Source organism: Methylobacterium sp. Leaf465 (assembly GCF_001424705.1).
Classification (GTDB): domain Bacteria; phylum Pseudomonadota; class Alphaproteobacteria; order Rhizobiales; family Beijerinckiaceae; genus Methylobacterium.
This window is the reverse complement of sequence record NZ_LMRA01000034.1, coordinates 278,428-300,730: the sequence shown is the minus strand read 5'-3', so window position 1 is coordinate 300,730 and position 22,303 is coordinate 278,428. Positions and strand designations below refer to the sequence as shown.

Annotated in this window: 24 protein-coding genes; 6 read left to right on the top strand and 18 right to left on the bottom strand. The window is 69.9% G+C overall.

Annotated features, from left to right (window positions below):
• Nucleotides 1-51 precede the first annotated feature (51 nt).
• Nucleotides 52-861, top strand: coding sequence for a YdcF family protein (locus ASG51_RS16530; protein ID WP_056211650.1), 810 nt, complete (start codon nucleotides 52-54; stop codon nucleotides 859-861).
• A gap of 27 nt (nucleotides 862-888) precedes the next feature.
• Here ASG51_RS16530 and ASG51_RS16525 read toward each other — a convergent pair whose 3' ends face one another.
• From ASG51_RS16525 to ASG51_RS16485, 9 genes are all read right to left on the bottom strand, one after another.
• Nucleotides 889-1,227 (bottom strand): hypothetical protein, encoded by a 339-nt coding sequence (locus tag ASG51_RS16525; protein WP_056211648.1) that lies wholly within the window; start codon nucleotides 1,225-1,227, stop codon nucleotides 889-891.
• A 2-nt stretch (nucleotides 1,228-1,229) separates the two neighbouring features.
• Nucleotides 1,230-1,697, bottom strand: coding sequence for a PTS IIA-like nitrogen regulatory protein PtsN (gene ptsN, locus ASG51_RS16520; RefSeq protein WP_055946855.1), 468 nt, complete (start codon nucleotides 1,695-1,697; stop codon nucleotides 1,230-1,232).
• A 118-nt stretch (nucleotides 1,698-1,815) separates the two neighbouring features.
• Nucleotides 1,816-2,427 (bottom strand): ribosome-associated translation inhibitor RaiA, encoded by a 612-nt coding sequence (gene raiA, locus ASG51_RS16515; protein ID WP_056276123.1) that lies wholly within the window; start codon nucleotides 2,425-2,427, stop codon nucleotides 1,816-1,818.
• A gap of 236 nt (nucleotides 2,428-2,663) precedes the next feature.
• Complete coding sequence (rpoN, locus tag ASG51_RS16510; RefSeq protein WP_082487469.1) at nucleotides 2,664-4,226, bottom strand: RNA polymerase factor sigma-54; 1,563 nt, start codon at nucleotides 4,224-4,226, stop codon at nucleotides 2,664-2,666.
• A 368-nt stretch (nucleotides 4,227-4,594) separates the two neighbouring features.
• Nucleotides 4,595-5,383, bottom strand: coding sequence for an LPS export ABC transporter ATP-binding protein (lptB, locus tag ASG51_RS16505; protein WP_244472721.1), 789 nt, complete (start codon nucleotides 5,381-5,383; stop codon nucleotides 4,595-4,597).
• An 83-nt stretch (nucleotides 5,384-5,466) separates the two neighbouring features.
• Nucleotides 5,467-6,240 carry an LptA/OstA family protein gene (locus ASG51_RS16500; RefSeq protein ID WP_244472686.1) on the bottom strand — a complete coding sequence of 258 codons (774 nt, stop codon included), beginning with the start codon at nucleotides 6,238-6,240 and terminating at the stop codon, nucleotides 5,467-5,469.
• The gene (locus ASG51_RS16495; RefSeq protein ID WP_056381911.1) at nucleotides 6,237-7,034 is read right to left on the bottom strand and encodes a hypothetical protein; all 798 of its coding nucleotides are present in this window, start codon (nucleotides 7,032-7,034) and stop codon (nucleotides 6,237-6,239) included. Before ASG51_RS16495 ends, ASG51_RS16500 begins: the two co-directional genes overlap by 4 nt.
• A 241-nt stretch (nucleotides 7,035-7,275) precedes the next feature.
• On the bottom strand, nucleotides 7,276-7,902 hold the full coding sequence (locus tag ASG51_RS16490) for a ribonuclease D (protein ID WP_056276125.1): 627 nt from the start codon (nucleotides 7,900-7,902) through the stop codon (nucleotides 7,276-7,278).
• Nucleotides 7,903-8,068: 166 nt separating this feature from the next.
• Complete coding sequence (locus ASG51_RS16485; RefSeq protein ID WP_056381908.1) at nucleotides 8,069-8,431, bottom strand: helix-hairpin-helix domain-containing protein; 363 nt, start codon at nucleotides 8,429-8,431, stop codon at nucleotides 8,069-8,071.
• 389 nt (nucleotides 8,432-8,820) lie between these two features.
• On the opposite strand from ASG51_RS16485, the gene rpmF reads away from it, so the two are divergent.
• Nucleotides 8,821-9,009 carry a 50S ribosomal protein L32 gene (gene rpmF, locus ASG51_RS16480; protein WP_055946842.1) on the top strand — a complete coding sequence of 63 codons (189 nt, stop codon included), beginning with the start codon at nucleotides 8,821-8,823 and terminating at the stop codon, nucleotides 9,007-9,009.
• Nucleotides 9,010-9,139: 130 nt separating this feature from the next.
• Here the strand turns inward: rpmF and ASG51_RS16475 are convergent, their stop codons facing one another.
• A complete protein-coding gene (locus ASG51_RS16475; RefSeq protein ID WP_056381906.1) occupies nucleotides 9,140-9,388 on the bottom strand; it encodes a hypothetical protein in 249 nt (82 codons plus the stop codon).
• A 157-nt stretch (nucleotides 9,389-9,545) separates the two neighbouring features.
• Nucleotides 9,546-10,169, bottom strand: coding sequence for a polyhydroxyalkanoate synthesis repressor PhaR (phaR, locus tag ASG51_RS16470; RefSeq protein ID WP_056211634.1), 624 nt, complete (start codon nucleotides 10,167-10,169; stop codon nucleotides 9,546-9,548).
• 317 nt (nucleotides 10,170-10,486) lie between these two features.
• Here phaR and ASG51_RS16465 point away from each other — a divergent pair, with 317 nt between their 5' ends.
• Both ASG51_RS16465 and phbB read left to right on the top strand, forming a co-directional pair.
• Entirely contained in the window at nucleotides 10,487-11,668 is a 1,182-nt protein-coding gene (locus tag ASG51_RS16465; protein ID WP_056276136.1) for an acetyl-CoA C-acetyltransferase, read from the top strand.
• Nucleotides 11,669-11,802: 134 nt separating this feature from the next.
• On the top strand, nucleotides 11,803-12,531 hold the full coding sequence (gene phbB / locus ASG51_RS16460; RefSeq protein WP_056211631.1) for an acetoacetyl-CoA reductase: 729 nt from the start codon (nucleotides 11,803-11,805) through the stop codon (nucleotides 12,529-12,531).
• Between the two features lie 96 nt (nucleotides 12,532-12,627).
• Here the strand turns inward: phbB and ASG51_RS16455 are convergent, their stop codons facing one another.
• Nucleotides 12,628-13,188, bottom strand: coding sequence for a c-type cytochrome, methanol metabolism-related (locus tag ASG51_RS16455; RefSeq protein WP_056381904.1), 561 nt, complete (start codon nucleotides 13,186-13,188; stop codon nucleotides 12,628-12,630).
• A gap of 253 nt (nucleotides 13,189-13,441) precedes the next feature.
• On the opposite strand from ASG51_RS16455, the gene ASG51_RS16450 reads away from it, so the two are divergent.
• Entirely contained in the window at nucleotides 13,442-14,332 is an 891-nt protein-coding gene (locus ASG51_RS16450; RefSeq protein WP_056381902.1) for an EamA family transporter, read from the top strand.
• Nucleotides 14,333-14,335: 3 nt separating this feature from the next.
• Here ASG51_RS16450 and ASG51_RS16445 read toward each other — a convergent pair whose 3' ends face one another.
• From ASG51_RS16445 to ASG51_RS16435, 3 genes are read right to left on the bottom strand one after another with little or no spacing between them, the layout of a single operon-like run.
• Nucleotides 14,336-14,785 carry a cupin domain-containing protein gene (locus tag ASG51_RS16445; protein WP_056381901.1) on the bottom strand — a complete coding sequence of 150 codons (450 nt, stop codon included), beginning with the start codon at nucleotides 14,783-14,785 and terminating at the stop codon, nucleotides 14,336-14,338.
• A gap of 22 nt (nucleotides 14,786-14,807) precedes the next feature.
• The gene (locus tag ASG51_RS25380) at nucleotides 14,808-15,626 is read right to left on the bottom strand and encodes a hypothetical protein (protein WP_156389750.1); all 819 of its coding nucleotides are present in this window, start codon (nucleotides 15,624-15,626) and stop codon (nucleotides 14,808-14,810) included.
• Nucleotides 15,626-15,937: a hypothetical protein gene (locus ASG51_RS16435; protein ID WP_056276148.1), complete on the bottom strand. Its 312-nt coding sequence runs from the start codon at nucleotides 15,935-15,937 to the stop codon at nucleotides 15,626-15,628. Before ASG51_RS16435 ends, ASG51_RS25380 begins: the two co-directional genes overlap by 1 nt.
• Nucleotides 15,938-16,261: 324 nt before the next feature.
• Here ASG51_RS16435 and ASG51_RS16430 point away from each other — a divergent pair, with 324 nt between their 5' ends.
• Entirely contained in the window at nucleotides 16,262-19,183 is a 2,922-nt protein-coding gene (locus ASG51_RS16430; RefSeq protein WP_082514047.1) for a phosphoenolpyruvate carboxylase, read from the top strand.
• Between the two features lie 61 nt (nucleotides 19,184-19,244).
• On the opposite strand, the gene ASG51_RS16425 is transcribed toward ASG51_RS16430, so the two are convergent.
• The 3 genes from ASG51_RS16425 to ASG51_RS16415 all read right to left on the bottom strand — a co-directional run bounded on the left by ASG51_RS16425 (nucleotide 19,245) and on the right by ASG51_RS16415 (nucleotide 22,261).
• Nucleotides 19,245-20,714, bottom strand: a complete 1,470-nt coding sequence (locus tag ASG51_RS16425; protein ID WP_082514046.1) for a phosphomannomutase — start codon at nucleotides 20,712-20,714, stop codon at nucleotides 19,245-19,247.
• Between the two features lie 135 nt (nucleotides 20,715-20,849).
• Nucleotides 20,850-21,284, bottom strand: a complete 435-nt coding sequence (locus ASG51_RS16420; RefSeq protein WP_056381899.1) for an NfeD family protein — start codon at nucleotides 21,282-21,284, stop codon at nucleotides 20,850-20,852.
• Nucleotides 21,281-22,261: an SPFH domain-containing protein gene (locus ASG51_RS16415; RefSeq protein ID WP_056381897.1), complete on the bottom strand. Its 981-nt coding sequence runs from the start codon at nucleotides 22,259-22,261 to the stop codon at nucleotides 21,281-21,283. Before ASG51_RS16415 ends, ASG51_RS16420 begins: the two co-directional genes overlap by 4 nt.
• Nucleotides 22,262-22,303: the final 42 nt, after the last annotated feature.

Here is a 22,303-nt window from a genome sequence, read left to right as displayed (position 1 = left end):
GCCTCGTGAACGCCCCAATCGGGGCTACTCTCTGGGGGAATGACGAGGCGGATGTCAGCCAGCGGCACCATGAGGCCCTCCGAGGCTTTCGGATGGGCCTGGACCGACGCCGCATCCCGCGCGCCCGCCCCGGCACGCCGGCAGCCAGATTCGGCCGCTCCTGGAACCAGGGCACGAAGTGGGCTCGGCCCGACCGCCAAGGCCACCCTCGGTCTCGCGGCCACCGGCGCCGTCGCACTCTTCTGCGGCTTCCTGACCTTCGTGGCCTGCCTGGAGCGGGACGAGCGCGTGCCGCAGGGTCGGGCCGACGGCATCGTGGCGCTCACGGGCGGGGCGCAGCGCATCGGCGACGCCATCGACCTCCTGGCCAACGGCTATGGCCGGCGCCTGCTGATCACCGGCGTCAACGAGCGCACCAGTCGCGACGAGATCGCCCGCCTCAACCCGACGCAGCGGCACTGGATCGACTGCTGCGTCGACCTCGACTATCGGGCGCGCAACACCATCGGCAACGCCATAGAGACCCGGCGCTGGATGCGCCAGCACCGCTTCAGCACGGTGACGGTGGTGACCTCGAACTACCACATGCCCCGCACGATGGTGGAACTCGACCACGCCCTCATGGGTGCCGACCGCGTCGTGCCCCATCCGGTGATCGCGGAGGGCTTCGATGCTGACCGCTGGTGGCATCACCCCTCCTCCGCCAAGCTGCTCGCCTCGGAATACCTGAAATTCCTCGTAGCCTGGGTCCGGACCCGCTTCGAGCACGATCCGGAGCGTTCACGGGCCGCCATCCTGATCGGACGCGGCAAGCCGATCAAGATGGTCGCCGAACCGCTGCTGCTGCGCGGGCAGGAATAGGTCGAGCCCCGCCTGGAGCCCGAGGCCTCACAGCCCCTTGCACTGGCTCCGGATCATCCCGGCGAATTCCTTCTCGGATATCTGGACCTGGTTGAGACGATCCGTGCGCTCGGCCCCCGAGAGGCAGCGGCCATAGACGCTGGCCACTCGGCGCATGGTCTCCACGTGCCGGCGCCAGACGCGACACTGGTCGGCCGCCTCGCTGCCGGCCTGTTCTAGCTGGTCGATCGCCTGTCGCTGCATGGAATTCGCCACGAGGACATCGCGGGCGCAAGCGGTATCGGTGGCGCCACGCTGTTGTGCGCGGGCAGGCGCGGCGGCGAGCAGGAGCGCGACCACCACGGGCGCGCAGGGCAGGATTCGCATGATCATGCGGCCTGCGAGGCCGAGGTGTGAGTGAGCAGCGCGTAGAGGGCACTGGCGTCGCGGGCGGCGCGGATGCGCTCGAGGATGCCGGGCTCGCGCAGAAGGCGTGCGACCTGGGCCAGGGCCTTCAGGTGGTCGGCACCGGCGCCCTCGGGGGCCAGGAGCAGGAAGGCGATGTCGACGGGTTGGCCGTCGAGGGCATCGAAATCCACCGGCTTCTCCAGCCGGGCGACGAGGCCGAACAGCCGGTCGAGGCCGGGCAGCTTGCCATGCGGGATGGCGACGCCGTCGCCGATGCCGGTGGACCCCAGGCGCTCGCGCTGCAGCAGGGTCTCGAACACCTCGCGCTCGTCCAGGGCCGGAAGCTGACGCACCGCGTGCGCGCTGAGCTCCTGCAGCATCGATTTCTTGGCGCGGACACGCAGGGACGGCACCACGGAATCCGGAGAGAGGAATTCCAGCACTGGCATGAAGGACCGTCGCCCCGTCGGCGGCGGCCGATCCGGCCGCCACTCCATGAAAGGTCGGGCCACCCAGGCGGCCCTTGAACTCAATCGAGCGGGTTCAGGCTCTGTTCCCGACCCGCGCCTACGAGGCTGTCTCGGCCGGATCGACCCAGCCGATGGCCCCGTCCGTGCGGCGGTATACGACGTTGATGCGTCCGGTGCCAGCGTGAACGAACACGATGACCGGCGCGCCCGTGAGGTCGAGGGCGGTGACCGCCTCGCTGACCGAGTGGCGCTTCAGGGTCTTGGTGCTCTCCGCCACCACCGGCGGATGCGCCGCCTCCCCGTCGTCGCCATCCTCGTCGAGGTCGATGGCGTCGGCCTCGCTCGGGGCGGCGAACACCGCGTAGGCCGCTTGCACCGTCGCGCCGTCATGGCCGGCCGCGCCATGGTCCTTCAGCCTGTGCTTGTAGCGCCGAAGGCGCTTTTCCAGGCGGTCCGCCGTCTGCTCGAAGCTCGCATGGGCGTCGTGGGCGGCGCCGGAGGCCTCCAGGGTCAGGCCGGAGACGAGGTGGAGCACGCAATCGGTGCGGTAGGCGGTCCCGTCCCGCCGGAGGGTGACGTGGCCGGAGCAGGTCCCGCTCATGTGGCTGTCGAGATATTTCGAGAGCGTGGCAGCCATTCGCTCCTCGACCCGCCCCCGAAGGGCTTCGCCAAGGTCCAGGCCGTGGCCCGTCACGCGCAATGACCCCATGATCCCTCCGATTTTCGTTGTGGACACGCCCTGGGTAAGGCGCAACCTGAGTTAAGGAGCCTCTCTCGGAGAAGTCAACGCGAGGCCGGGCCGAGGCCTTGTCCCGGCCGCCGATCCGTCATTCGCAGCCCGGCCCCTGGCCTCGCGCGAGCCCCTGGGGCTGCGGAAGGCGGGCCGCTGTGGATCTTGCCGGCCCGCCCCGTTCGTCGCCGAAGGGGACGCCCCGCCGAGGGGTCTCACCGCCCCGCATAGGCGAAATGCTCGCGACGGCGCTCGATCGAGGAGGGAATGCGCAGGGATTCCCGATACTTGGCGACGGTGCGGCGTGCGATGTCGATGCCCTCGTCACGCAGGCGCTGCACCAGGGCGTCGTCGGAGAGCACGTCGCTCGGCGCCTCGCCGTCGACGAGCTGCTTGATGCGGTGGCGGACGGCCTCGGACGAATGCGAGGCGGTGCCGGCGGCGCCCGGGATCGCGGCGGTGAAGAAGTACTTCATCTCCAGCGTGCCGCGGCTGGTGCCGATCGACTTGTTCGAGGTGACCCGCGAGACGGTGGATTCATGCATGCCGATCGCCTCGGCCACGGTCTTCAGGTTGAGCGGGCGCAGGTGAGCGACGCCGTGCAGGAAGAAGGCGTCCTGCTGGCGCACGATCTCGGAGGCGACCTTGAGGATGGTGCGGGCCCGCTGCTCCAGGCTGCGGGTGAGCCAGTTGGCGGTCTGCAGGCATTCCGACAGGAAGGCCTTGTCGCCCTCGGCCGCCGCGCCGCGGGAGACGCGGGCATAGTAGCTCTGGTTGACCAGCACCCGCGGCAGGGCCTCGGCGTTGAGCTCCACCAGCCACGAGCCGTCGGGCGCCGCGCGCACGAACACGTCGGGGATCAGCACCTCGACGGCACGGGTTCCGAAGGCGCGGCCGGGTTTCGGATCGAGCCGGCGCAGCTCGGCCAGCATGTCGACGAGATCCTCGTCGTCGACGCCGCAGAGCCGGCGCAGCGCCGCGAAATCGCGCTTGGCCACGAGGTCGAGGCGCGACACCAGGGCCTGCATGGCCGGATCGAACCGGTCTCGGTCGCGCAGCTGCAGGGCGAGGCACTCGGCGAGGTCGCGCGCGGCGATGCCGGCGGGCTCGAAGCTCTGGACAAGCTTCAGCACCCGGGCGACCCGGTCGAGGGAGGCGCCGAGGCGCTCGGCCACCGCGTCGATCGATTCGCGCAGGTAACCGGCATCGTCGACGGCATCGATGAGGAAGCCGCCGATCAGCCGGTCCAGGGGATCGCGGGTGGCGAGGTCGAGCTGGGCGCCGAGATGCTCGCGCAGGGAAACCTCGGCGGTGAGGCTCGCCTCGAAGTCCGGGGCCTCGCCGTCGAAGCTGCCACCGGTATTGCCGTAGGGCGCCGGCGTCAGCGAGAGCATGTCCCCGGAAGCCGCCTCGCGGGCATGGGTCGGGTTCTCGTCCGAGAACACGTTGTCGAGGCGCGTGTCGAGGGCGCTCTCCATGTCGGCGCCGCTCGCCGTCAGCGTGGTGGCGATCCAGGGCTCGTCGCTCCCGTCGTAATCGCCCCCCTCGCCGTCCCCGTCGCGATCGACCGAGGATTCGGAAGGTGTCTCGGCCGGCGCGCGTTCGATCTCGCTCTCGCCGTCGGCGCGCTCCAGCAACGGATTGCGCTCGAGTTCGGCATCGACGTAGGCGGCGAGGTCGAGCTGGGAGAGCTGGAGGAGCTTGATCGCCTGGAGAAGCTGAGGTGTCATCACCAGGGCTTGGCCCTGGCGCATTTCCAGCCGTTGCAGCAGACTCATGGTTGTCGCCCCGGGTGAGTCGCACCTCGGATCAGCGGCCCACGTCGCCGTGAACCGACCCTCGGCACAAATCTTGCTTTCTGTCGTCTGCCCCCAGGTCTAACGCCAACCCGATCCCGCGTCAAAGCGTGGCGGACCGGGCTTGCACGCAAATTGAGCAGGCCATGAAAGCAGCACGGGGGCGAGTACTCCAGCGGAGACCCCTGCGTCGCATCTTGGACGCTAACAAAAGCTTGGAAAATCAGCCGAAATTCCCGCATTGCACCATTGGCGTGCGGTTCGGATCGTACTGGACGCCGGCTGAAAAAATCCGTGGGCTGTGACCCGGATGCAGAGCTGACGCTGCAGGGTTCGGACGAGACCGGCCCCTAGAGGCGGAAATCCTCGCCGAGATAGAGGCGGCGGGCCTCCGGATTGGCCACGATCTCCTCGGGCGTTCCTTCGGTGAGGATGCGACCCGAATGGGCGATGTAGGCGCGATCGATGAGCCCAAGGGTCTCGCGCACGTTGTGGTCGGTGATGAGCACGCCGATCCCGCGCTGCTTCAGGTGCTTCACCAGGTCCTGGATGTCGCCGACCGCGATGGGGTCGATCCCCGCGAAGGGCTCGTCGAGAAGCATGAAGCTCGGCGAGGAAGCGAGCGCCCGGGCGATCTCGCAGCGACGGCGCTCGCCTCCGGAGAGGGCGATGGACGGCGACTTGCGCAGGCGCGCGATATCGAACTCCTCGAGCAGCGATTCGAGCTTGCGGGCGCGCTCCTTGCGGTCGGGCTCGGCCACCTCGAGAACCGCACGGATGTTGTCCTCCACGGTGAGGCCACGGAAGATCGAGGCCTCCTGGGGCAGATAGCCGATGCCGAGGCGGGCCCGCTGGTACATCGGCAGTTGGGTGATCGGCAGGCCGTCGAGGGTGATGGTCCCGCGATCGGCCGTGACGAGGCCGGTGATCATGTAGAAGATGGTGGTCTTGCCGGCGCCGTTGGGGCCGAGGAGACCGACCGCCTCGCCGTTGCGCACGGTGAGGCCGGCCTCGTGCACGACGGTGCGAGCGCCGTAGCTCTTGCGCAGGCCGCGCACGCAGAGGATGCCCGGCCCGCCGCCCTCATCGACGATGGCGGCCGCCTCGGCCGCGCGACGACGGGCGCGCCCTCCGAACAACCGCCGGAGCAGGGAGGGCGCAGGCGGCGCGCCGGCACGATCGGAGGAGCGCTCCGCCAGGGCGGGCGCCGGCGCTGCGGCACTCAATTCGTCTGGGCCCGGGTCTTGCCGGCAGGCTTCTCGGCGGAGGCTTCGGTGGGCTTGTCCGCTGCGGGCTTGTCGGCCGGCGGCTTGGCCGCGCGTCCGGCGATGGACGCCGGCGTGCAGCCCTTGCCCTTGGCTCCGTCCTCCTTCTGCGGCACGAGGAGGGCGGAGACGCGCCCGCCCGCCACTGGGTCCATGTTCGCCCGGCCGGTGTTCATGTCGTAGACGAGGCGGGAGCCGCGGGTGACGTTCTGGCACTGGCTCAGGATGACGTTGCCGGTGACCACGATGCGCTTGGCCTCCTGATCGAACACGGCGTTGTCGCCGGTGGCGATCTGGTCCTTCTGCACCACGGTCACCGGGCCGGCACATTCCACGCGCTGGATGCCGTTCTCGTTCAGGCCGGCGGCCCGCTCCGCCTGGCTGGCCGGCTCGCCGCCCGCCGCTGGCTCTTTCTTGTCCTTGCCGCGCTTGTAGCGCACCGTCATGCTGGAGCAGCGGATCGTGCTGTCGCCCTGCACGGCGACGACGTTGCCGGCGAAGACGGCCTTGTTCTCGCGGTCGAACACGTCGAGACGATCGGCGTCGATCTTGATCGGCTCCTTGCCGCCGCCGCCGAGGTTGCCCAGGGGCGAAGCGGCCTTCTCCTTGCGCGGGGCCGCGGGCGCCGTCTGTGCCGCGGCGGGCCCGGCCGCGATCACGCTCGCCAGCGCGAGCACGAGGGCCGTCAGGCACCGATGCGGGACGACGTCCTTCACCGTGGGCCGCGTCACCGGCGGCGCTCCCCGTCCTCGGGCTCGGCCGCCGTGGTCCGGATGCGCGTCGGCTTGTCGGTCAGCCCGGCGACCTCAGCCTTGTCGGCCCCGGCCTCGGACTTGTCCTGCGGATCCCCTCCCGACGGATCCCGACCGTGCAGGACCGTATGGACGTTGCCGACGAAGGAGATGACGTGGCCGCTGTCGATCACCTCCAGGGTGTCGGCCACGATGGTGCCGCTCGGCATGGAGACGGCGACGGTCTCGCTCGACCGGACGCTGCCGGCCTTGAAGTCGACGGCGGCCGTCTTCAGGCGGACCTCCTCCCCCTTGTCCGTCCAGAGCCGGATGTCGCGGTCGAGGTTCAGGGATTCGCGCGCGGAATCGAACACGCCGGAGGCGGCTTCGAGGTGGACGAGGCCGCCCTTGTCGTCGGTGTTGAGCTGGCCCTTCATGGCCTGCAATTCGATCACGCTCGGCTTGCGAACGTCCTGGAAAGCGGCGATGGCGGTGACCTCGTAGCCCCGGTCGCCCTTCCGAAAGCCGGACAGGCGGGGATTCTCCATCTTCACCTTGCTGCCCGACAGGCTGAGCTGGCCCACCGACACGTCGGGGAGGCCGGCTCCGAAGGGATTGAACAGGGTCACGACCGCGAGTGCGATGACGGCGGTTCCGGCGGCGAGGGGGATCAGCCGGCGCAGGGCGCGCACGTGGCTGCTGTGGTTGCGCGCCCGCGCATGGGCGCGGGTCCGGCGTGCATCGACGCGGCCGTCGCTCGTCTGCCCCGTCTCGATCGCCGCGCCCAGGTGCATGATCTTTCCAACATCGTGCCCCGGCGGCGTCGGCGCACGCGAGGAGCGCGCCACGGCTGGGTCGACCGCCGGATGGCCGGGGGCAGTGGCGAAGTTATGACGGGAAGCTTGAGAAAGCATCAAGCCTCCGGTTCACCCGAGGGCGGAATGGCGCAGGCGCGGGCGCGGGGATGTGCGACGGCGCACGGAGGCTGGGGACAGGAAGGCTGGCGTGACGGGGGCCCTGCGAGGGAGGCCGCCCCTAGGCATGCGCGAAGATGTCGGTGTCCGGCCAGCCGGCGAGGTCGAGCCGGGCGCGGGTCGGCAGGAAGTCGAAGCAGTTCCGCGCGAGATCCGTGCGGCCCTCCCGCTCCAGCATCGCGTCGAGCCGCGCGCGCGCGGCATGCAGGTAGAGCACATCGGAGGCGGCGTAATCGACCTGGGCCTGGCTCAGGGTATCGGCGCCCCAATCCGAGGATTGCTGCTGCTTGGAAAGGTCGATGCCCACGAGTTCCCGGACCACGTCCTTCAGCCCGTGCCGGTCGGTGTAGGTGCGAGCCAGCTTCGAGGCCACCTTGGTGCAGTAGACCGGCGCCGGCATGACCCCGAGGCCCTGGAACAGCACCGCGAGGTCGAAGCGCGCGAAGTGGAAGATCTTTAGGGTGGCCGGATCGGCCAGCACGCGCATCAGCGTCTCGGGAGCCGGTCCGCCAGGGATGATCTGGACCACGTCGGCAGCGCCGTCGCCACGCGAGATCTGCACGACGCAGAGGCGGTCGCGATGCGGGTTGAGCCCGAGGGTCTCGGTGTCGATGGCGATGGCCGGGCCGGCGACGTAATCGGCGGGCAGGTCGCCGCGATGCAGGCGGATGGCGGGGGGCGGCGGCATGGACGGGGAGTTTTCGCGCTGGGATCGACGACGGGCCACGAACGGCGTTTCTCGTGTGATCCCCGGCGCCTATCACCCGGCCCGGACCCCCGCAAGGGTGGCAGACCGCGCGGCGCGCAGGGACACCCCGCGCGCCGCGTCAGGCCTGACGTCTGCTGGCACAGCCTTATTTCTGCTTGGCGATGACCTTGTCCTTGATGCCGTCATAGGCGTTCTGCGGGATGATCTTCTTGGACAGAAGCTCGTCCTTCCCTCGATAGGGGCGCCCCCTGATGATCGCGGCGGCGCGGGCAGCACCGATGCCCGGCAGGGCGTCGAGCTCGGCGGCGGTGGCGCTGTTGATGTCGACCAGGGCCGTCTTCGCGGCCGGCTCGACCGTCGGCGCCTTGGGCGCCGCGGGCGCGGTCGGCGCCACGGTCTTGGGAGCCGTCGAGGGCGTGGGGGCGGCCGGGCTCGGCGCCTGGGCCAGGGCGGGGCCGGCGGCGATGCAGGTCAGAACGGCGAGGGTACGCAGCAGGGATGAGGACATGGATGTCTCCCGAAAGCATCGCCCTCCGCGTAATGCGGCGGCGAGCCTGTCCCCTGAGTAGAAGTTCCAACTTGAACCGCAGATTAAAGTCCTCGCGCGTCTCCGCGCCGGGATTGATGCCGTGCGGCGGGGAGCGAATCCTCCGCGGGTCCAGGGCGGGATCCTGGCCGGCACGGCGAGGGCCGGGGATCCTTGCCGCGCCGAGGTCCGATCCGCGCCGGACCTGTCGGCCCCGCCTCTTCGAACCTCCTTCGCGGGACGCTCTAGCCAGAACCTGCGGGTGGCGTTATAGAGCCGCCAGCGAATCTCCGTTTGACCACGGTACCGAGGCGGCCTTCCCCTGGAAGTCGCGCCCACGGTGCCTTTTTTGCCGTAGCAGGACTCTTCCGATGGCCGTTCCGAAGCGAAAGACCTCCCCCTCGCGTCGCGGCATGCGCCGCTCCGCCGACGCCCTCAAGGCCCCGACCTACGTCACCGACAAGGATTCGGGCGAGCTGCGTCGTCCCCATCACATCGATCTCAAGACCGGCATGTACCGGGGCCGCCAGGTCCTCAAGGTGAAGTCGACCGAGGCCTGAGTCCTCGCGGGGGCGCCGTACGGCCGCCCCGGACGGCACCGCACGCCCGAGATTCCGAGCCGAGGCCCCGCAGGGGCCCGGCTTTTTTCGTTGGCCGATCGCCACCATCCGAGGGTGATGTCAGCGTCCGTCAGGCGCGGCGCGCAGCCTCGGCGTAGCGCGCCGCGGCCGAGCGCGTGCGCTCGATGCGGGACGGCCGCAGGGTTGGCTCGGTGCTGACGATGAGCTGGGCCAGGAAGCCGGACAGGGGACGGGCCGGAACCGGCCGAAACCCGGACGCCCCGCCGCCGGAAATGACCACGAGGTCATGGCGCGCGAGGGGAACCGCTTCAGGCAGTGCGCCTCCCGGGTCGTCCCGCTCCGTCTCGGCACGCTCCATGCCCCCGCTCCCCGCGCCCGGATGGCCCGTGGGAACAGAATTGGCCCGCGTTAACGGTTCGTCAACCTTTGATCCGGCGCCTCTCGCGCAGCAAGGTTACCCGTTGAGGGTCTCGGGCGATTCCCGCACACGGGAGATTTCCACCGACGCCGCGGGCCTACTTCTTGGCCAGGTCCTCAAGGCGGGACTGCATCTCGGCCATCTGGCGCTTGAGGTCGTCGAGGTCGCTTCCGGCCGGGCCGTGCTGGACCGGGGCGGGAACGCCGGCGGACTTGCCCGCCGAGGAGGGATGCGCCCCCATGCCGGAGAGCGGGCCGGTGCCGAAGGTGGTGAACATCTTCATTGCGTCGCCGAAGAAGCTCATGTTCGCCCGGACCTGCTCCTCCATCGCACTCTGGAACGCGGTGGGCGCGAAGCTCTGCGTCATCTTCTCGCGCAGGCCCTCCTGGTCCCGGGCGAAGTTCGCCATCGAGAATTCCAGGAAGCTCGGAACCATGGTGCGCATGCTGTCACCGTAGAAGCGGATCAGCTGGCGCAGGAAAGCCACCGGCAGCAGGTTGTCCTCGCCGGCCTTGTTCTCCTGCTCGAAGATGATCTGCGTCAGCACCGACCGGGTGATGTCGTCGCCCGAGCGCGCGTCGTAGACGAGGAAGTCCTCGCCGTTCTGCACCATCGTCGCCAAGTCCTCGAGGGTGACGTAGGTCGACGTCCCGGTGTGATAGAGGCGCCGGTTGGCGTATTTCTTGATGACGGTGTGGGTGGACTTACCGTTATCCGCCATTTCTGGGGGCCTCTCCCGGCGCGTTCGTAGCCGCGCGATCTTCTTACCGCGGCGCCAAGGACCGCTGCTCGATCCCGCGCCGCACAAGTGCACCTTAAGACGTTCCCGTGCCGACGAAAACAGCAATTTATCGCCCATCCCGCGGAATACCACGCAAGGGAGAGCGTCCTGTCACGGGCGGGGCCGCAAACAACCTTCGGATGCCTTGACTTCGCAGGGTCGACGGCTTTCATCCGAGGGAACGGCACAAAGGCGCCCACGCTCGATTGCATTCAGAGCGTCAAGGGAGCGCCCGCCGGAATGAGGAGAACGTCACCATGGCAGCAGAAGATATCGTCATCGTCGGTGCGGCGCGCACCGCGGTGGGTTCGTTCGGCGGCGTATTCAACACCGTCCCCGCGCACGATCTCGGCGCCGTGGCGATCAAGGCCGCCCTCGAGCGCGCCGGCGTCCCGGCCGACGACGTGGACGAGGTGATCTTCGGCCAGGTCCTCACCGCCGGCGCCGGCCAGAACCCCGCCCGCCAAGCCGCCATCAAGGCTGGCATCCCCGAGAAGGCCACCGCCTGGGGCGTCAATCAGGTCTGCGGCTCGGGCCTGCGCACGGTCGCCATCGGCATGCAGCAGATTGCCAACGGCGACGCCACCGTGATCGTGGCCGGCGGCCAGGAATCGATGTCGCTCTCCCCCCACGCGCAGTACCTGCGCGGCGGCCAGAAGATGGGCGACGTCAAGCTCGTCGACACCATGATCAAGGACGGCCTCTGGGACGCCTTCAACGGCTACCACATGGGCCAGACGGCCGAGAACGTGGCGCAGGCCTTCCAGCTGACCCGCGAGCAGCAGGACCAGTTCGCCACCGCCTCGCAGAACAAGGCCGAGGCCGCCCGCAAGGAGGGCCGCTTCAAGGAGGAGATCGCCGCCGTCACCGTGCCGGGCCGCAAGGGCGACGTCGTGGTCGATACCGACGAGTACATCCGCGACGGTGCCACCGTCGAGGCCATGGCCAAGCTCAAGCCCGCCTTCGCCAAGGACGGCACCGTCACCGCCGCCAACGCCTCCGGCCTCAACGACGGCGCGGCCGCCATCGTGCTGATGTCGGCTTCCGAGGCCGAGCGCCGGGGCATCAAGCCCCTGGCCCGGATCGTCTCCTGGGCCACGGCCGGCGTCGACCCCAAGGTGATGGGCACCGGCCCGATCCCGGCCTCGCGCAAGGCCCTGGACAAGGCAGGCTGGAAGGCTTCCGACCTCGACCTGATCGAGGCCAACGAGGCCTTCGCCGCCCAGGCGCTCGCCGTGAACAAGGACATGGGCTGGGACACCGACAAGGTGAACGTCAATGGCGGCGCCATCGCCATCGGCCACCCGATCGGGGCCTCGGGCGCCCGCGTCCTCGTCACCCTCCTGCACGAGCTGAAGCGCCGTGACGCCAAGCGCGGCCTCGCCACCCTGTGCATCGGCGGCGGCATGGGCGTCGCCCTCTGCGTCGAGCGCGTCTGAGCCCGAGCCTTGAGGGGCGCCGCATGAATTCTTGACGGCGCCGCAAATTTAAATCGGTCGCGCCCGACGTGGACCCTCCGCTAAAGCGCGACCGGTCAAAGACAATCACAAGAAACCAGATCTCGGAGGAAACCATGGCTCAGGAACGCGTCGCCCTCGTCACCGGCGGCACCCGCGGCATCGGCGCCGCCATCGCGAAGGGCCTGAAGGCCAAGGGCTACAAGGTCGCGGCCAATTACGGTGGCAACGACGAGGCGGCCAATGCCTTCAAGGACGAGACCGGCATCCCGGTCTTCAAGTTCGACGTCGGCGACTACGCGGCCTGCGAGGCCGGCATCAAGGCGGTCGAGGCCGAGGTCGGCCCGGTCGACATCCTGGTCAACAATGCCGGCATCACCCGTGACGGCCTGTTCCACAAGATGACCTTCGAGAAGTGGCAGGCGGTCATCAAGACCAACCTCGACTCCGCCTTCACGGTCACCCGGCCGGTGATCGAGGGCATGCGCAACCGGGGCTTCGGCCGCATCATCCTGATCTCGTCGATCAACGGCCAGAAGGGCCAGGTCGGCCAGACCAACTACTCGGCCGCCAAGGCCGGCGTGATCGGCTTCGCCAAGGCCCTGGCCCAGGAGAGCGCCTCGAAGGGCATCACCGTCAACGTGATCGCGCCGGGCTACATCGCCACCGACATGGTCATGGCGGTGCCGGAGGAGGTGCGCAACAAGATCATCTCGACGATCCCGGTGGGTCGCCTCGGTGAAGCCGAGGAGATCGCCCGCGCGGTTGAGTATCTCGCCGCCGACGATTCCGGCTTCATCACCGGCTCGACCCTGACGATCAACGGCGCCCAGTACATCGCCTGATCTCTAGAACCAGCGAGGGCGGCGCGCGTCGCCCCCGCTGCGGCGGGATTGGGTCCCTCTCGGGGGATACCATACCGCTCCATCCGAGGATGCGCTTCAGCCCTTGCAGGCGTCCTCGCGCTTCTTGAACGACTCGGATTTCGGTTCGTGCTCGGCCGGCCGGCCGCGACCGATGACGCCGTCTGCCCGCGCCCGCAGGTAGACGTAGATGTCGTCGATGTAGCATATCACGTTCCGGTTGTCGCCGAAGGCCGGCATCACCAGCTGCTGCGCGGAATTGACGTCCTTCTTGCCGCCCGCGACGATCCCTACGAAGGTCGCGTAATCGTCGCGCTTCAGGGCCTCGACCAGCGATGGCGCATAGGTCAAACCGGCCCCGTCGGGGCCGTGGCAGACGATGCAGTTGGCATTGTAGCGCACGTAACTGGACATGGCCGGCCAATCGACCATCTTGCCGCCGTGGGTCACGTGGTAGGTCGGCGTGCCGTCCTTGTCGACGTAACTTCCGTCACCGACCTTGGCCGGTTGGGTCGGCCCCTCGCTCTTCAGGGTCGGATCGGGCGCGGGCGGGGTCGGATCCGCCCGGCCGGGACTGGCACCGAGGACGAGCAGGGTTGAGGCGAACAGCGTAGCAGTGGACGAACGGGACCGACGCATCCTGAAGACTCCGGGTCTGGGGCGACGAGGGTAGAAACGCCCGGAAACAACCGTCCGCAAGGGAAAACATCCCCCAGTTGTGAGATCATGCGCGCTAGTGCCTCGCCATCGGGTGCGTCGCGCCGCGGTACGGTCCGGATCGCCCCTGGTCCGCGCGTCGGTGCGCCTCGTGTCGGATCCGGGATCGTCCCCGGTTGCCATCCGGCGGGTCTCCATGGGACAGGAGCCCCCTGCCATCCGCTTCGGTCCTGCCATGCCCACCCCGACCCTCCTCGGTTTCGGCGCGATCCTGCTGTGGTCGCAACTCGCGCTGCTGACCGCATTGTCCGGCGCGATACCGCCGTTCCAGCTCGCCGCCATGACCTTCGCGGTGGGCGGCCTGGTGGGCTGCGCGAGCTGGACCCTGAGGCGCGAGGGGCTCCGAACCCTGCGCCAGCCCTGGCCGGTCTGGCTCCTCGGCGTCGGCGGCCTGTTCGGATACCACGCCCTGTACTTCGCCGCCCTGCGCCTCGCCCCACCGGCGGAGGCGGGCCTGCTCAATTATCTTTGGCCCCTCCTGATCGTGCTGCTGTCGGCCCGGCTTCCCGGGGCGGCGGGCCTGCACGCCGGCCATCTCGGCGGGGCCGCCCTCGGACTCGCCGGCGTCATGGTGCTGTTCGCCGGCCGCGGCGGGATCGACTTCGCCGCCGGAGCCCTGCCCGGCTATCTCGCGGCCCTGGCGGCCGCCTTCGTCTGGTCGGGCTATTCCGTGCTCTCGTCCCGGGTCGGGGCGGTGCCGACCGATGCGGTGGCGGGCTTCTGCCTCGCCACAGCGGCTCTTAGCTTCGCCTGCCATCGCGCCTTCGAGACGACGCTGTGGCCGGCGGGCACGGTGCAGTGGGGGGCGGTCGTCGCCCTCGGCCTGGGGCCGGTAGGCGCCGCGTTCTATCTCTGGGACATTGGGGTGAAGCGGGGCGACCTGCGCCTTCTCGGGGTCGCGGCCTACGCCGCCCCGATCCTGTCGACCCTGACCCTGGTGCTCGCCGGCTATGCCGAGCCGAGCCCGGCCCTAGCGTTCGCCTGCCTCCTCATCGTCCTCGGCGCCGGGGTGGCGGTGCGGGCCTCCCGGGCCGGGACGCGCGAGCGCCTCCGCAACAGGACCTGAACCTCACGACCTGGGCATCGGGCGCCAGTCCGGCGGCGCCATCTCGAAGCCCGCGAATTCGAAGGCCGGTGAGACCGTGCAGCCCACCAGCGTCCAGGCCCCGAGGCTGGTGGCGGTCTGCCAGTGGCCGGCCGGGACGACGATCTGCGGCTGCTGAACCCGCGCGAGGTCGGGGCCGAGATAGGCCGCGCTGGCATCGTGACCGTTGGGGCTCACCGTCAGGACGAGGGGGGCGCCCGCGTGCCAGTGCCAGATCTCGGCCGCATCCACCCGGTGCCATTCTGAGACCTCACCGAGATCGAGGAGGTAGTAGATCGCGCTGCCCACCGAGCGCCCCTCGACGGTGCGGGGATCCCGGAAGGTCTCGCGGTAATGCCCGCCCTCCGGGTGCGGCGCGAGGCCGAGGCGGGCGATCACCTCGGCGGCGGTCGGTCCCTGGGATCCGGCACTCATGGGCGAACTCCTGCAGATGGCGTCACTCGATGGCACCCTGCGGCAGGCTGAGGCCGGGGGGGGCCTTGGCGCCGGACGATCCGCTCCCCGACTCCTTGGCCACCTTCGGCCGGACCTTCTTGACCGGGGTCTTGCTCGGCTTGGCCGCCTCGTTCCCGGCGGCCACCGGCGCACGCGTCACGGCTGGAGCCTCCCCGCATTCCCGAAACCCGAGCTGCGCCAGACTCTTTCCTGTGTCGGAGACGATGTTGAGCGTGTCGGGCAGGGGCGCCGGCACGGCATCCCAGCGGACCGGGGCGCCGAGCAGCGCCCCGAGGGCCGCCGGGCTGCCGCCGCGCCGCAGGGCGAACAGGTCGGGGCCGTATGCCGTGGCGGCCTTGCCGGCGATAACGACCTCCAGGACCCGGGTCGTCTCCGGCGTGAGCGGGCGCAGCGGATTCTCGACGACGACGGCCCCCGTGCGGGTCACCCAGACCACAAAGTCCTTCTGTCCCTCGTAGACCGCCGCCCGGGCCTCGCACTGCACGGTCAGGCCGGGCAGGTTGGCCGCTGGCATCGGCGCGGGAGCGGCGACGGGCGCGGGCGCCGGGTCGGTGGGGGTGGTCGCGGGGGCCTCGGCCGCCGGTTTCACCGCAGGTTTGGGCGAGGGCTTGGGTTTGGGCTTCGGGGCAAGCCGGCGCGGGGTCGGCGCCGCGGCCGGCCGCTCGGTTTCGGGAGCCGGCTCGGACACCTGAGCCTGGGCCGCTCCCGCCACGATCAGGGCAACCAGGGACAGGGAGGCCAGCGACAGGAAGGCCGCGGGCTGGAGGGTCGGCCACCGGCGCGTGCGGGAGCACACCATCAGCGAAGCTCTCGTTCTCGATGCGGGTCTGGACGGGGCGGCGACGGCAACTTACGGGCCGGGTCCTCGTCCGAAACCCCGAGCGGCCGCTCCGGCTCGATGTCCAGAACGGTCGCGCTGCGATCGATGGGACTGGGGCGCAGCGGCTCGAGGCTGCGGATCAGCAGATCCTCGCCATCGGCCTCGTCCACGAGGTCTTCCTCGCGCGCCATGCGCAGTTCGGGCCGACGCCCCCTTCTGAGCTGAAGGGCCACGAGGAAGCCGGAGAACAGGAGGACGCCCAGGGCCCCCAGGATCAGGAGTGTTTCCATGCCGGGTCCAGCGTTAGCCCAGGACGCGCCGCGTTGCATCCTCTCCCGGCACGTTCGCGGACCGCCGCCCCACGCCGGAACGGTCCTTGCGTCGTCGGGCGACGATGTCAGAAGAAACGGCTCGACCCCGGCTCGATATCCCCGGTTCCGGGGCGGTCAGGCATGAGCCGTGCAGACAGGGACTGCGCAGGGATGGACCATGCGACCCCGGGGATGGCCCTCTTTCCGTGTCGATGGCCGGGGATTTCGCGCAGTTCCGACGCATCGGCGGCGTCCGCATGCCGTATGACGCCCTAGCCCGCTCCCGAACCTCAAGGTCGATCGATGCGCATGCATGACCTCAATCCGGCCGATGCCGCCCACGACCCCGGCCCTGATCCGCAGGGGGCGGAGAGCCTGGAGCGCGACCTCCTGCGGCTGATCGAGGAATCCCGCGAGCAGGCGGCGGAGGATCCGTTCCGCAATCCCGTGCTCGCGGTCACGCTCGCCATCACCCGGCGCTTCGACCGGGGCGAGATCGGCGAGGACGACCTGGACGACCTGTTTCCCCGGCTGCGATCCCAGTCCCTGGCGTCCCGCGCCGAGCGCCTGCGCGCCTATGTGGGGCTGGACCGGGACGCGGTGTCGGCGCCCGACAGCCGGATGGCCGCCCGTCTCGTGGCGGCGGTCCCCGCGCGCCAGGGCGATTTCGAGACCTTCCGGGACCTCGTGGGCCGCACGGGCTTCGCCGTGGTCTTCACCGCCCATCCGACCTTCGGGATGCCGCGCGCCGTCGCCGCCCTGATCGCCCAGGCGGCGAGCCAGGCCGAGGGCGCCGCCCGCGCGCCGCTGCTCGCACGCGCGGCCGCCCTCTCGACCCGGCCCGACCCGAACATCAGCCTCGACGACGAGTTCGAGCAGGCCTGCATCGCGGCCAATCACGGTCGCACCGCCGTCGACGGCTTCAACGCCATGCTCCTCGATGCGGCCCGGGCGCGCTGGCCCGACCGCTGGACGGAGCTCGTCCCGAAACCCTTCGCGATCGCGAGCTGGGTCGGGTGCGACACCGACGGGCGCACCGATATCGGCTGGTGGGACACCCTGCGCTATCGCCTCGAATCCAAGCGGATGCAGCTCGATCGGGTCATGCGCCACCTCCCCCAGGTGCCCGCGACCCAGGTGGTGCGCGACCTCACGGGGAACGCCCTCGCCGCCGTGAACCGCCAGCTCGCCGTCGCGCCCCGGCTCGGAACCAAGCCGTCCCTGGAGGCGGTGCATCGCTTCGCCCTCGCCCTGATCATCGAGCGCGAACGGGCCCAGACCGATGCCAGCGCGATCCTGGCCGGACTCGCGGGCGCCCTCGGGGCGGCCGAATCCGAGGCCGACCAGCGCAGCATCGCCCTGCTGCGGTCCGGCATCGCCACCCACGGTCTCTCGAACGCCCTGCCGCATTTCCGGCTGAACGCCAGCCAGATCCACAACGCGGTGCGGCGCGTCACCGATCTCGAAGGTGAACCCACGGACGCCGCCCAGCGCCGTTCGCACCTCGCCACCATCCACGCGCTGCTCAACGACGTGCAGGCGGTGGACGTGGATTTCGGCGCGCTCGCCGCCGAGCGGGCCTCGGCCGCCCGGCTGATGATGACGATCACCCAGATCCTCAAGCACGTGGACGGCACCCACCCGGTCCGCTTCCTGATCGCCGAGACCGAGACCGGCTACACGCTGCTGGCCGCCCTCTGGCTGGCGCGGCACTACGGCATCGCCGACAGGGTCGAGATCACGCCGCTGTTCGAGACGGCCAGCGCCCTCGAACAGGGCATCCGGGTCCTCGACGATGCACTCCGCAACCCGCATTGGCGGCAATATCTCAAGCGCATCGGCCGACTGACGGTACAGTTCGGCTATTCCGATTCCGGGCGCTATGTCGGCCAGCTCGCGGCGAGCTTCTGGATCGAGCGCCTGCGCCTGCGCATCACCGAGCTGATGGTGCAGAACGATCTCACGGGCGTGGAACTCGCGATCTTCGACACCCACGGCGAATCCATCGGCCGGGGCGCGCATCCCAGCTCCCTGCGCGACCGCCTCGCCTATCTCGCCCCGGAGGATTCGCGTCGGCGCAACCGGAATGCCGGGATCCGGGTACGCCTCGAATCGAGCTTCCAGGGCTCGGACGGCTACCTGATGTTCGGCACCCTGCCCCTGGCCGAGGCCACGGTGGAGCGCATCGCCGAGCACGTCTTCGCCTTCGACACCGACGACGACGACAGCTTCGCCGACTATGTCCTCTCCGATCCCGCCAACGGGGCCGACGAGACCGACGACCCGATCTACGCCGAGCCGGATTTCGCCGCCGAGTTCTTCACCGTGGTACGCCAGGACATGGAGGCGCTGGTGGACGATCCCGGCTACGCCGCCCTGCTGGGGACCTTCGGTCCGAGCCTCCTCGACCGCACGGGCTCCCGGCCCGTCGCCCGCCAGACCGATGGCGGCGGCCCGACCATGATCACCCATCCGCGACAGATGCGGGCGATTCCCAACAACGCGATCCTGCAGCAGCTCGGCTTCCTGGCCAATTCCCTGCACGGCGTCGGCCGGGCGGCCGGCCGGACCCCGGACCTGTTCCGTGACATGCGCCGGGATTCCGTACGCTTCTCCCGGGCCTTCCGACTCGTGCAGCACGCGGCCAGCGTCTCCGACCTCGACGTGCTGCGCGCGTATATCGACACGCTCGACCCGGCGGTGTGGCTGGAGCGGGCCCGGCGCACCCAGCGCGACGGCCGGCGCGAGGAACTCGTGGTGATCGCCAACGCCCTCGACCGGCTGCGGCTCGCCCCCGACCTGCGCCACCTCTTCGGCCGCCTCACCTGCGACTGGCTCAACCTGCAGGTCGCCGCTCCCGACCTCGGCCGGATGTCGGCCCGCCTGACCCTGCTGCACGCGATCCGCCTCGCGCTGATCCACCGGATCTGGTTCCTGGCCGTGCACATTCCGGGTTTCCGACCGCAATCGGGCGTGAGCCGCGAAGCGCTGATCGAGCGCTTCCTGCGCCTCGACATCGACGGCTGCCTCACGCTGCTGGAGGACATCTTCCCGATCACCCCGGATCCGACCCTCGGCCTGAACTTCGGCGAACCGGCGGGCCCGCGCGACGTCGGTACCTACGAGGCCGAGCACAAGACGCTGTTCGAGCCGATCCGGCGCAGCTTCCAGCGGGTGCGCGAGATCTCGGGCATGATCCAGCACGAGGTGGGCGCGTTCGGATGAGGTCGAGCCTCACGGCCCCGGCGCGCCGAGGCCGCCGGGTTACGCCGGCGGCTCCTCAAGTTCAGGGGCCGAACGCCGATCCGTGCGGCGCGGAGCCCGAGCCCGAGCCCGGCGCGCCCATCGTCATCGCGGCCGCCGCGGCCGCCAATCCCCAGCGGACCAGGTCCTCCGCCTCTCCGGCCGTTCCCGCCTCGGCGTAGCAGCGCAGTTCGGGCGCGTTGCCGGAGGCGCGGAAGTGGATGGTGCGTCCGCCATCAAGCTCCATCCTCACGCCATCCTGCTCGTCGATGGCGCGCGGCTCACCGATCGGCCGAACGAAATCCCGCCGATACGTCTCCTCGCCGAGTTGCCGCAGGAAGGCGCCGCTCTTCTCGGCCGGCGTATTGGGCAGGCGGTCGCTGGCGGTCTCGCCCACGGAGAGGGATGCGACGAGGTCCGCGAGCGACAGTCCGGCTTTGCGCGCCGCGGCCAGGGTCGCCAGAATCGGCAGCATCGCATCGCGGGTCGGCAGCGCGGGCAGGGTTCGGCCATCGAGGGTCACGTCCGAACCGAGCAGGAAGCCACCATTCGCCTCAAAGCCGACAACGGCGTCGGCGCCCTCCGTCTCCGCCTGGGCCATGCCGGCGATGACGTAGGGCGAGCCGACCCTGGTGCGCAGCACCTGCCGGAACCCGCCCGCATGCTCGATGGCCGAGCCCGCCGTGACCGGCACGACGACGGTATCGACGCCGAGATACCGCGCCGTGATCAGCCCGAGAACATCCCCCCGCAGGATTCGTCCGGCAGCATCCGCAACCAGTGGCCGGTCCGCGTCGCCATCCGTCGTCACCAGGGCGTCGAAATCGCCCGACGCCGTGGCATCGCGGATGAAGGCGATGTCCTCAGGGCGATGGGCCTCCGTGTCGATGGGAACGAAGCGGTCCGCGCGCCCGATCGAGGTCACGTCCGCGCCCAACGCCGTCAGCAGTTCCACGAGCAGGTCGCGCGCCACGGAACTCTGCTGGTAGACCGCGATCCTGAGGCCGGCCAAGATGTCGGACGGGAACGATCCGCAATAGCGCTGACGGTAACGGTCCGTCGCGCCGGGCTCCGGCGCAGCGGAATCGGCCGCCGCCATGGCGCCCTCCGTGGAGACGTCGCCGAGGGCCGCCAGGATCGCAGCCTCATCGGTCTTGGTGATCTCACCGTCGGGCCGGTAGAATTTCAGACCGTTCCGGTCCTCCGGAATGTGGCTGCCGGTGACCATCACGGCACAGACGCCGCGCCGAAGCGCTTCCAGAGCCAGGGCCGGCGTCGGCAGCGCGCCGCAATCGATGGCCGTGAAGCCGGCGCCCGTGGCGGCGGCCGCCACCGTGGCGGCGATGCCGGGGCTGCTGTCGCGCAGGTCTCGCCCGATCACGACGGTGCGACCGGTGCCGGTCGTCTCGGCGACGGAGTGGAAGAAGGCCCTCGCATAGGCGTAGCTCGGCCAGCCCACCAGGTCGGTGACCAGCCCACGCAGACCGCTCGTCCCGAACTTCAAGCTGCTCATGAGAACTCCCATCACAGGGGCGCGACGCGGCGCCGGCAAGACGACAGCGCTGCTTCTAGGAGAAGTGGTTCCCCGTCTCAATCGCGTGCCGATTCGTGGAGGCCAGGGGCGCGATCCCCGAGGGGGTGCCGGTGCCTAAACCGGCACGACCGTGAGCAGCGTGCCTTCCACCCCCGTCACCCGCACCCGGGCGCCCATCGGCGCATCCGGGCCGGTGACGCGCCAGAGGGTGTCGTTGACGCGAATCCGACCCTCGCCGGCGACGATCGGTGCCACGAGGGAATAGTCCCGCCCGACGAGGCCCTGGGCGCCCTGGTTCAGGGCGCTCGGACCGTTCTTGGTCCGGCGGCTCGCGACCACCGCGAAGGCCACCGACAGGACGGCGAACAGCAGCAGCTGTCCCTGCCAGGGCATCGGCACGAGGAGACTTTGCAGCCCCGTGACCACGGCTGCGAGACCGAGCCAGAGCAGGAACACTCCCGAGGCAACGAGTTCGGTTCCCATCAGCACGAGGCCGACCAGGATCCAGGTCCAGGCCGGGCCGATCGCGTCGACGAACGACGCGATCATCGCGCCGAACCGCCGACATTCGGAGGCAGGCCCGCGCTCTTCCGGGCAGGAGCCCCCTCGCCAAAGACGCTGCGGGTGATCTCGGCGATGCCGCCCAGGGTGCCCGCGAGGGCCGCCGCCTCGATCGGTACCACCACCACGCGCTGGTTCGGCGCGGTGGCGATGGCCTTGACCGCCTCGACATACTTCTCGGCCACGAGGAAATTCGCTGCCGCGAGGTCGCCCTTGGCGATGGCCTCGCTGACGAGCTGGGTCGCCCGCGCCTCGGCCTCCGCTCCGCGCTCCCGCGCCTCCGCATCGCGAAAGGCCGCCTCCTTGCGCCCTTCCGCCTCCAGGATCGCCGATTGCTTGCGCCCCTCCGCACGCAGGATCTCGGCTTGCCGGTGCCCCTCCGCCTCCAGCACAGAGGCGCGCTTCTCGCGCTCGGCCTTCATCTGCCGCGCCATCGCGCCGGCGAGGTCGGCGGGCGGCACGATGTCCTTGATCTCGATGCGGGTCATCTTCACGCCCCAGGGTGAGGCGGCGACATCCATCACCCGCAGCAGGCGCTCGTTGATTTCGTCGCGGTGGGACAGGAGTTGGTCGAGATCCATGGAGCCGACCACCGTGCGGATGTTGGTCATCGTCAGAGTCATCATCGCGACCTCGAGGTTGGAGACCTCGTAGGAGGCTCGGGCTGCATCGAGCACCTGGTAGAACACCACGGCATCGATCCGCACCCCGGCATTGTCGCGGGTGAAGGCCTCTTGGCTCGGCACGTCGATGACCTGCTCCATCACGTTCACCCGCCGGCCGATTCGCTCGACGTAGGGGGCGATGAGGCCGAGGCCGGATTCCAGGCTGCGGTGGTACTTGCCGAACCGCTCCACGGTGTAGACGTGCCCCTGCGGGACGATGTTGATGCCGATCCCGAGGGTCACGACGACGAGCGCCACGAGCACCACCGCCGCGACGCTCACGCCCACAGAGAAATCCATGCCCCGTTCCCCCGACGATCCCGCCGGCATTGAGACCGGCCG

What these genes read in the sequence shown, in the direction of transcription:
- ASG51_RS16530 (WP_056211650.1), top strand. Translation starts at nt 52, where the DNA reads ATGTCAGCCAGCGGCACCATGAGGCCCTCCGAGGCTTTCGGATGGGCC.
- ASG51_RS16525 (WP_056211648.1), bottom strand. Translation starts at nt 1,227, where the DNA reads ATGCGAATCCTGCCCTGCGCGCCCGTGGTGGTCGCGCTCCTGCTCGCC.
- ptsN (WP_055946855.1), bottom strand. Translation starts at nt 1,697, where the DNA reads ATGCCAGTGCTGGAATTCCTCTCTCCGGATTCCGTGGTGCCGTCCCTG.
- raiA (WP_056276123.1), bottom strand. Translation starts at nt 2,427, where the DNA reads ATGGGGTCATTGCGCGTGACGGGCCACGGCCTGGACCTTGGCGAAGCC.
- rpoN (WP_082487469.1), bottom strand. Translation starts at nt 4,226, where the DNA reads ATGAGTCTGCTGCAACGGCTGGAAATGCGCCAGGGCCAAGCCCTGGTG.
- ASG51_RS16495 (WP_056381911.1), bottom strand. Translation starts at nt 7,034, where the DNA reads ATGCACCTGGGCGCGGCGATCGAGACGGGGCAGACGAGCGACGGCCGC.
- ASG51_RS16490 (WP_056276125.1), bottom strand. Translation starts at nt 7,902, where the DNA reads ATGCCGCCGCCCCCCGCCATCCGCCTGCATCGCGGCGACCTGCCCGCC.
- ASG51_RS16485 (WP_056381908.1), bottom strand. Translation starts at nt 8,431, where the DNA reads ATGTCCTCATCCCTGCTGCGTACCCTCGCCGTTCTGACCTGCATCGCC.
- rpmF (WP_055946842.1), top strand. Translation starts at nt 8,821, where the DNA reads ATGGCCGTTCCGAAGCGAAAGACCTCCCCCTCGCGTCGCGGCATGCGC.
- ASG51_RS16475 (WP_056381906.1), bottom strand. Translation starts at nt 9,388, where the DNA reads ATGGAGCGTGCCGAGACGGAGCGGGACGACCCGGGAGGCGCACTGCCT.
- phaR (WP_056211634.1), bottom strand. Translation starts at nt 10,169, where the DNA reads ATGGCGGATAACGGTAAGTCCACCCACACCGTCATCAAGAAATACGCC.
- ASG51_RS16465 (WP_056276136.1), top strand. Translation starts at nt 10,487, where the DNA reads ATGGCAGCAGAAGATATCGTCATCGTCGGTGCGGCGCGCACCGCGGTG.
- phbB (WP_056211631.1), top strand. Translation starts at nt 11,803, where the DNA reads ATGGCTCAGGAACGCGTCGCCCTCGTCACCGGCGGCACCCGCGGCATC.
- ASG51_RS16455 (WP_056381904.1), bottom strand. Translation starts at nt 13,188, where the DNA reads ATGCGTCGGTCCCGTTCGTCCACTGCTACGCTGTTCGCCTCAACCCTG.
- ASG51_RS16450 (WP_056381902.1), top strand. Translation starts at nt 13,442, where the DNA reads ATGCCCACCCCGACCCTCCTCGGTTTCGGCGCGATCCTGCTGTGGTCG.
- ASG51_RS16445 (WP_056381901.1), bottom strand. Translation starts at nt 14,785, where the DNA reads ATGAGTGCCGGATCCCAGGGACCGACCGCCGCCGAGGTGATCGCCCGC.
- ASG51_RS25380 (WP_156389750.1), bottom strand. Translation starts at nt 15,626, where the DNA reads ATGGTGTGCTCCCGCACGCGCCGGTGGCCGACCCTCCAGCCCGCGGCC.
- ASG51_RS16435 (WP_056276148.1), bottom strand. Translation starts at nt 15,937, where the DNA reads ATGGAAACACTCCTGATCCTGGGGGCCCTGGGCGTCCTCCTGTTCTCC.
- ASG51_RS16430 (WP_082514047.1), top strand. Translation starts at nt 16,262, where the DNA reads ATGCGCATGCATGACCTCAATCCGGCCGATGCCGCCCACGACCCCGGC.
- ASG51_RS16425 (WP_082514046.1), bottom strand. Translation starts at nt 20,714, where the DNA reads ATGAGCAGCTTGAAGTTCGGGACGAGCGGTCTGCGTGGGCTGGTCACC.
- ASG51_RS16420 (WP_056381899.1), bottom strand. Translation starts at nt 21,284, where the DNA reads ATGATCGCGTCGTTCGTCGACGCGATCGGCCCGGCCTGGACCTGGATC.
- ASG51_RS16415 (WP_056381897.1), bottom strand. Translation starts at nt 22,261, where the DNA reads ATGGATTTCTCTGTGGGCGTGAGCGTCGCGGCGGTGGTGCTCGTGGCG.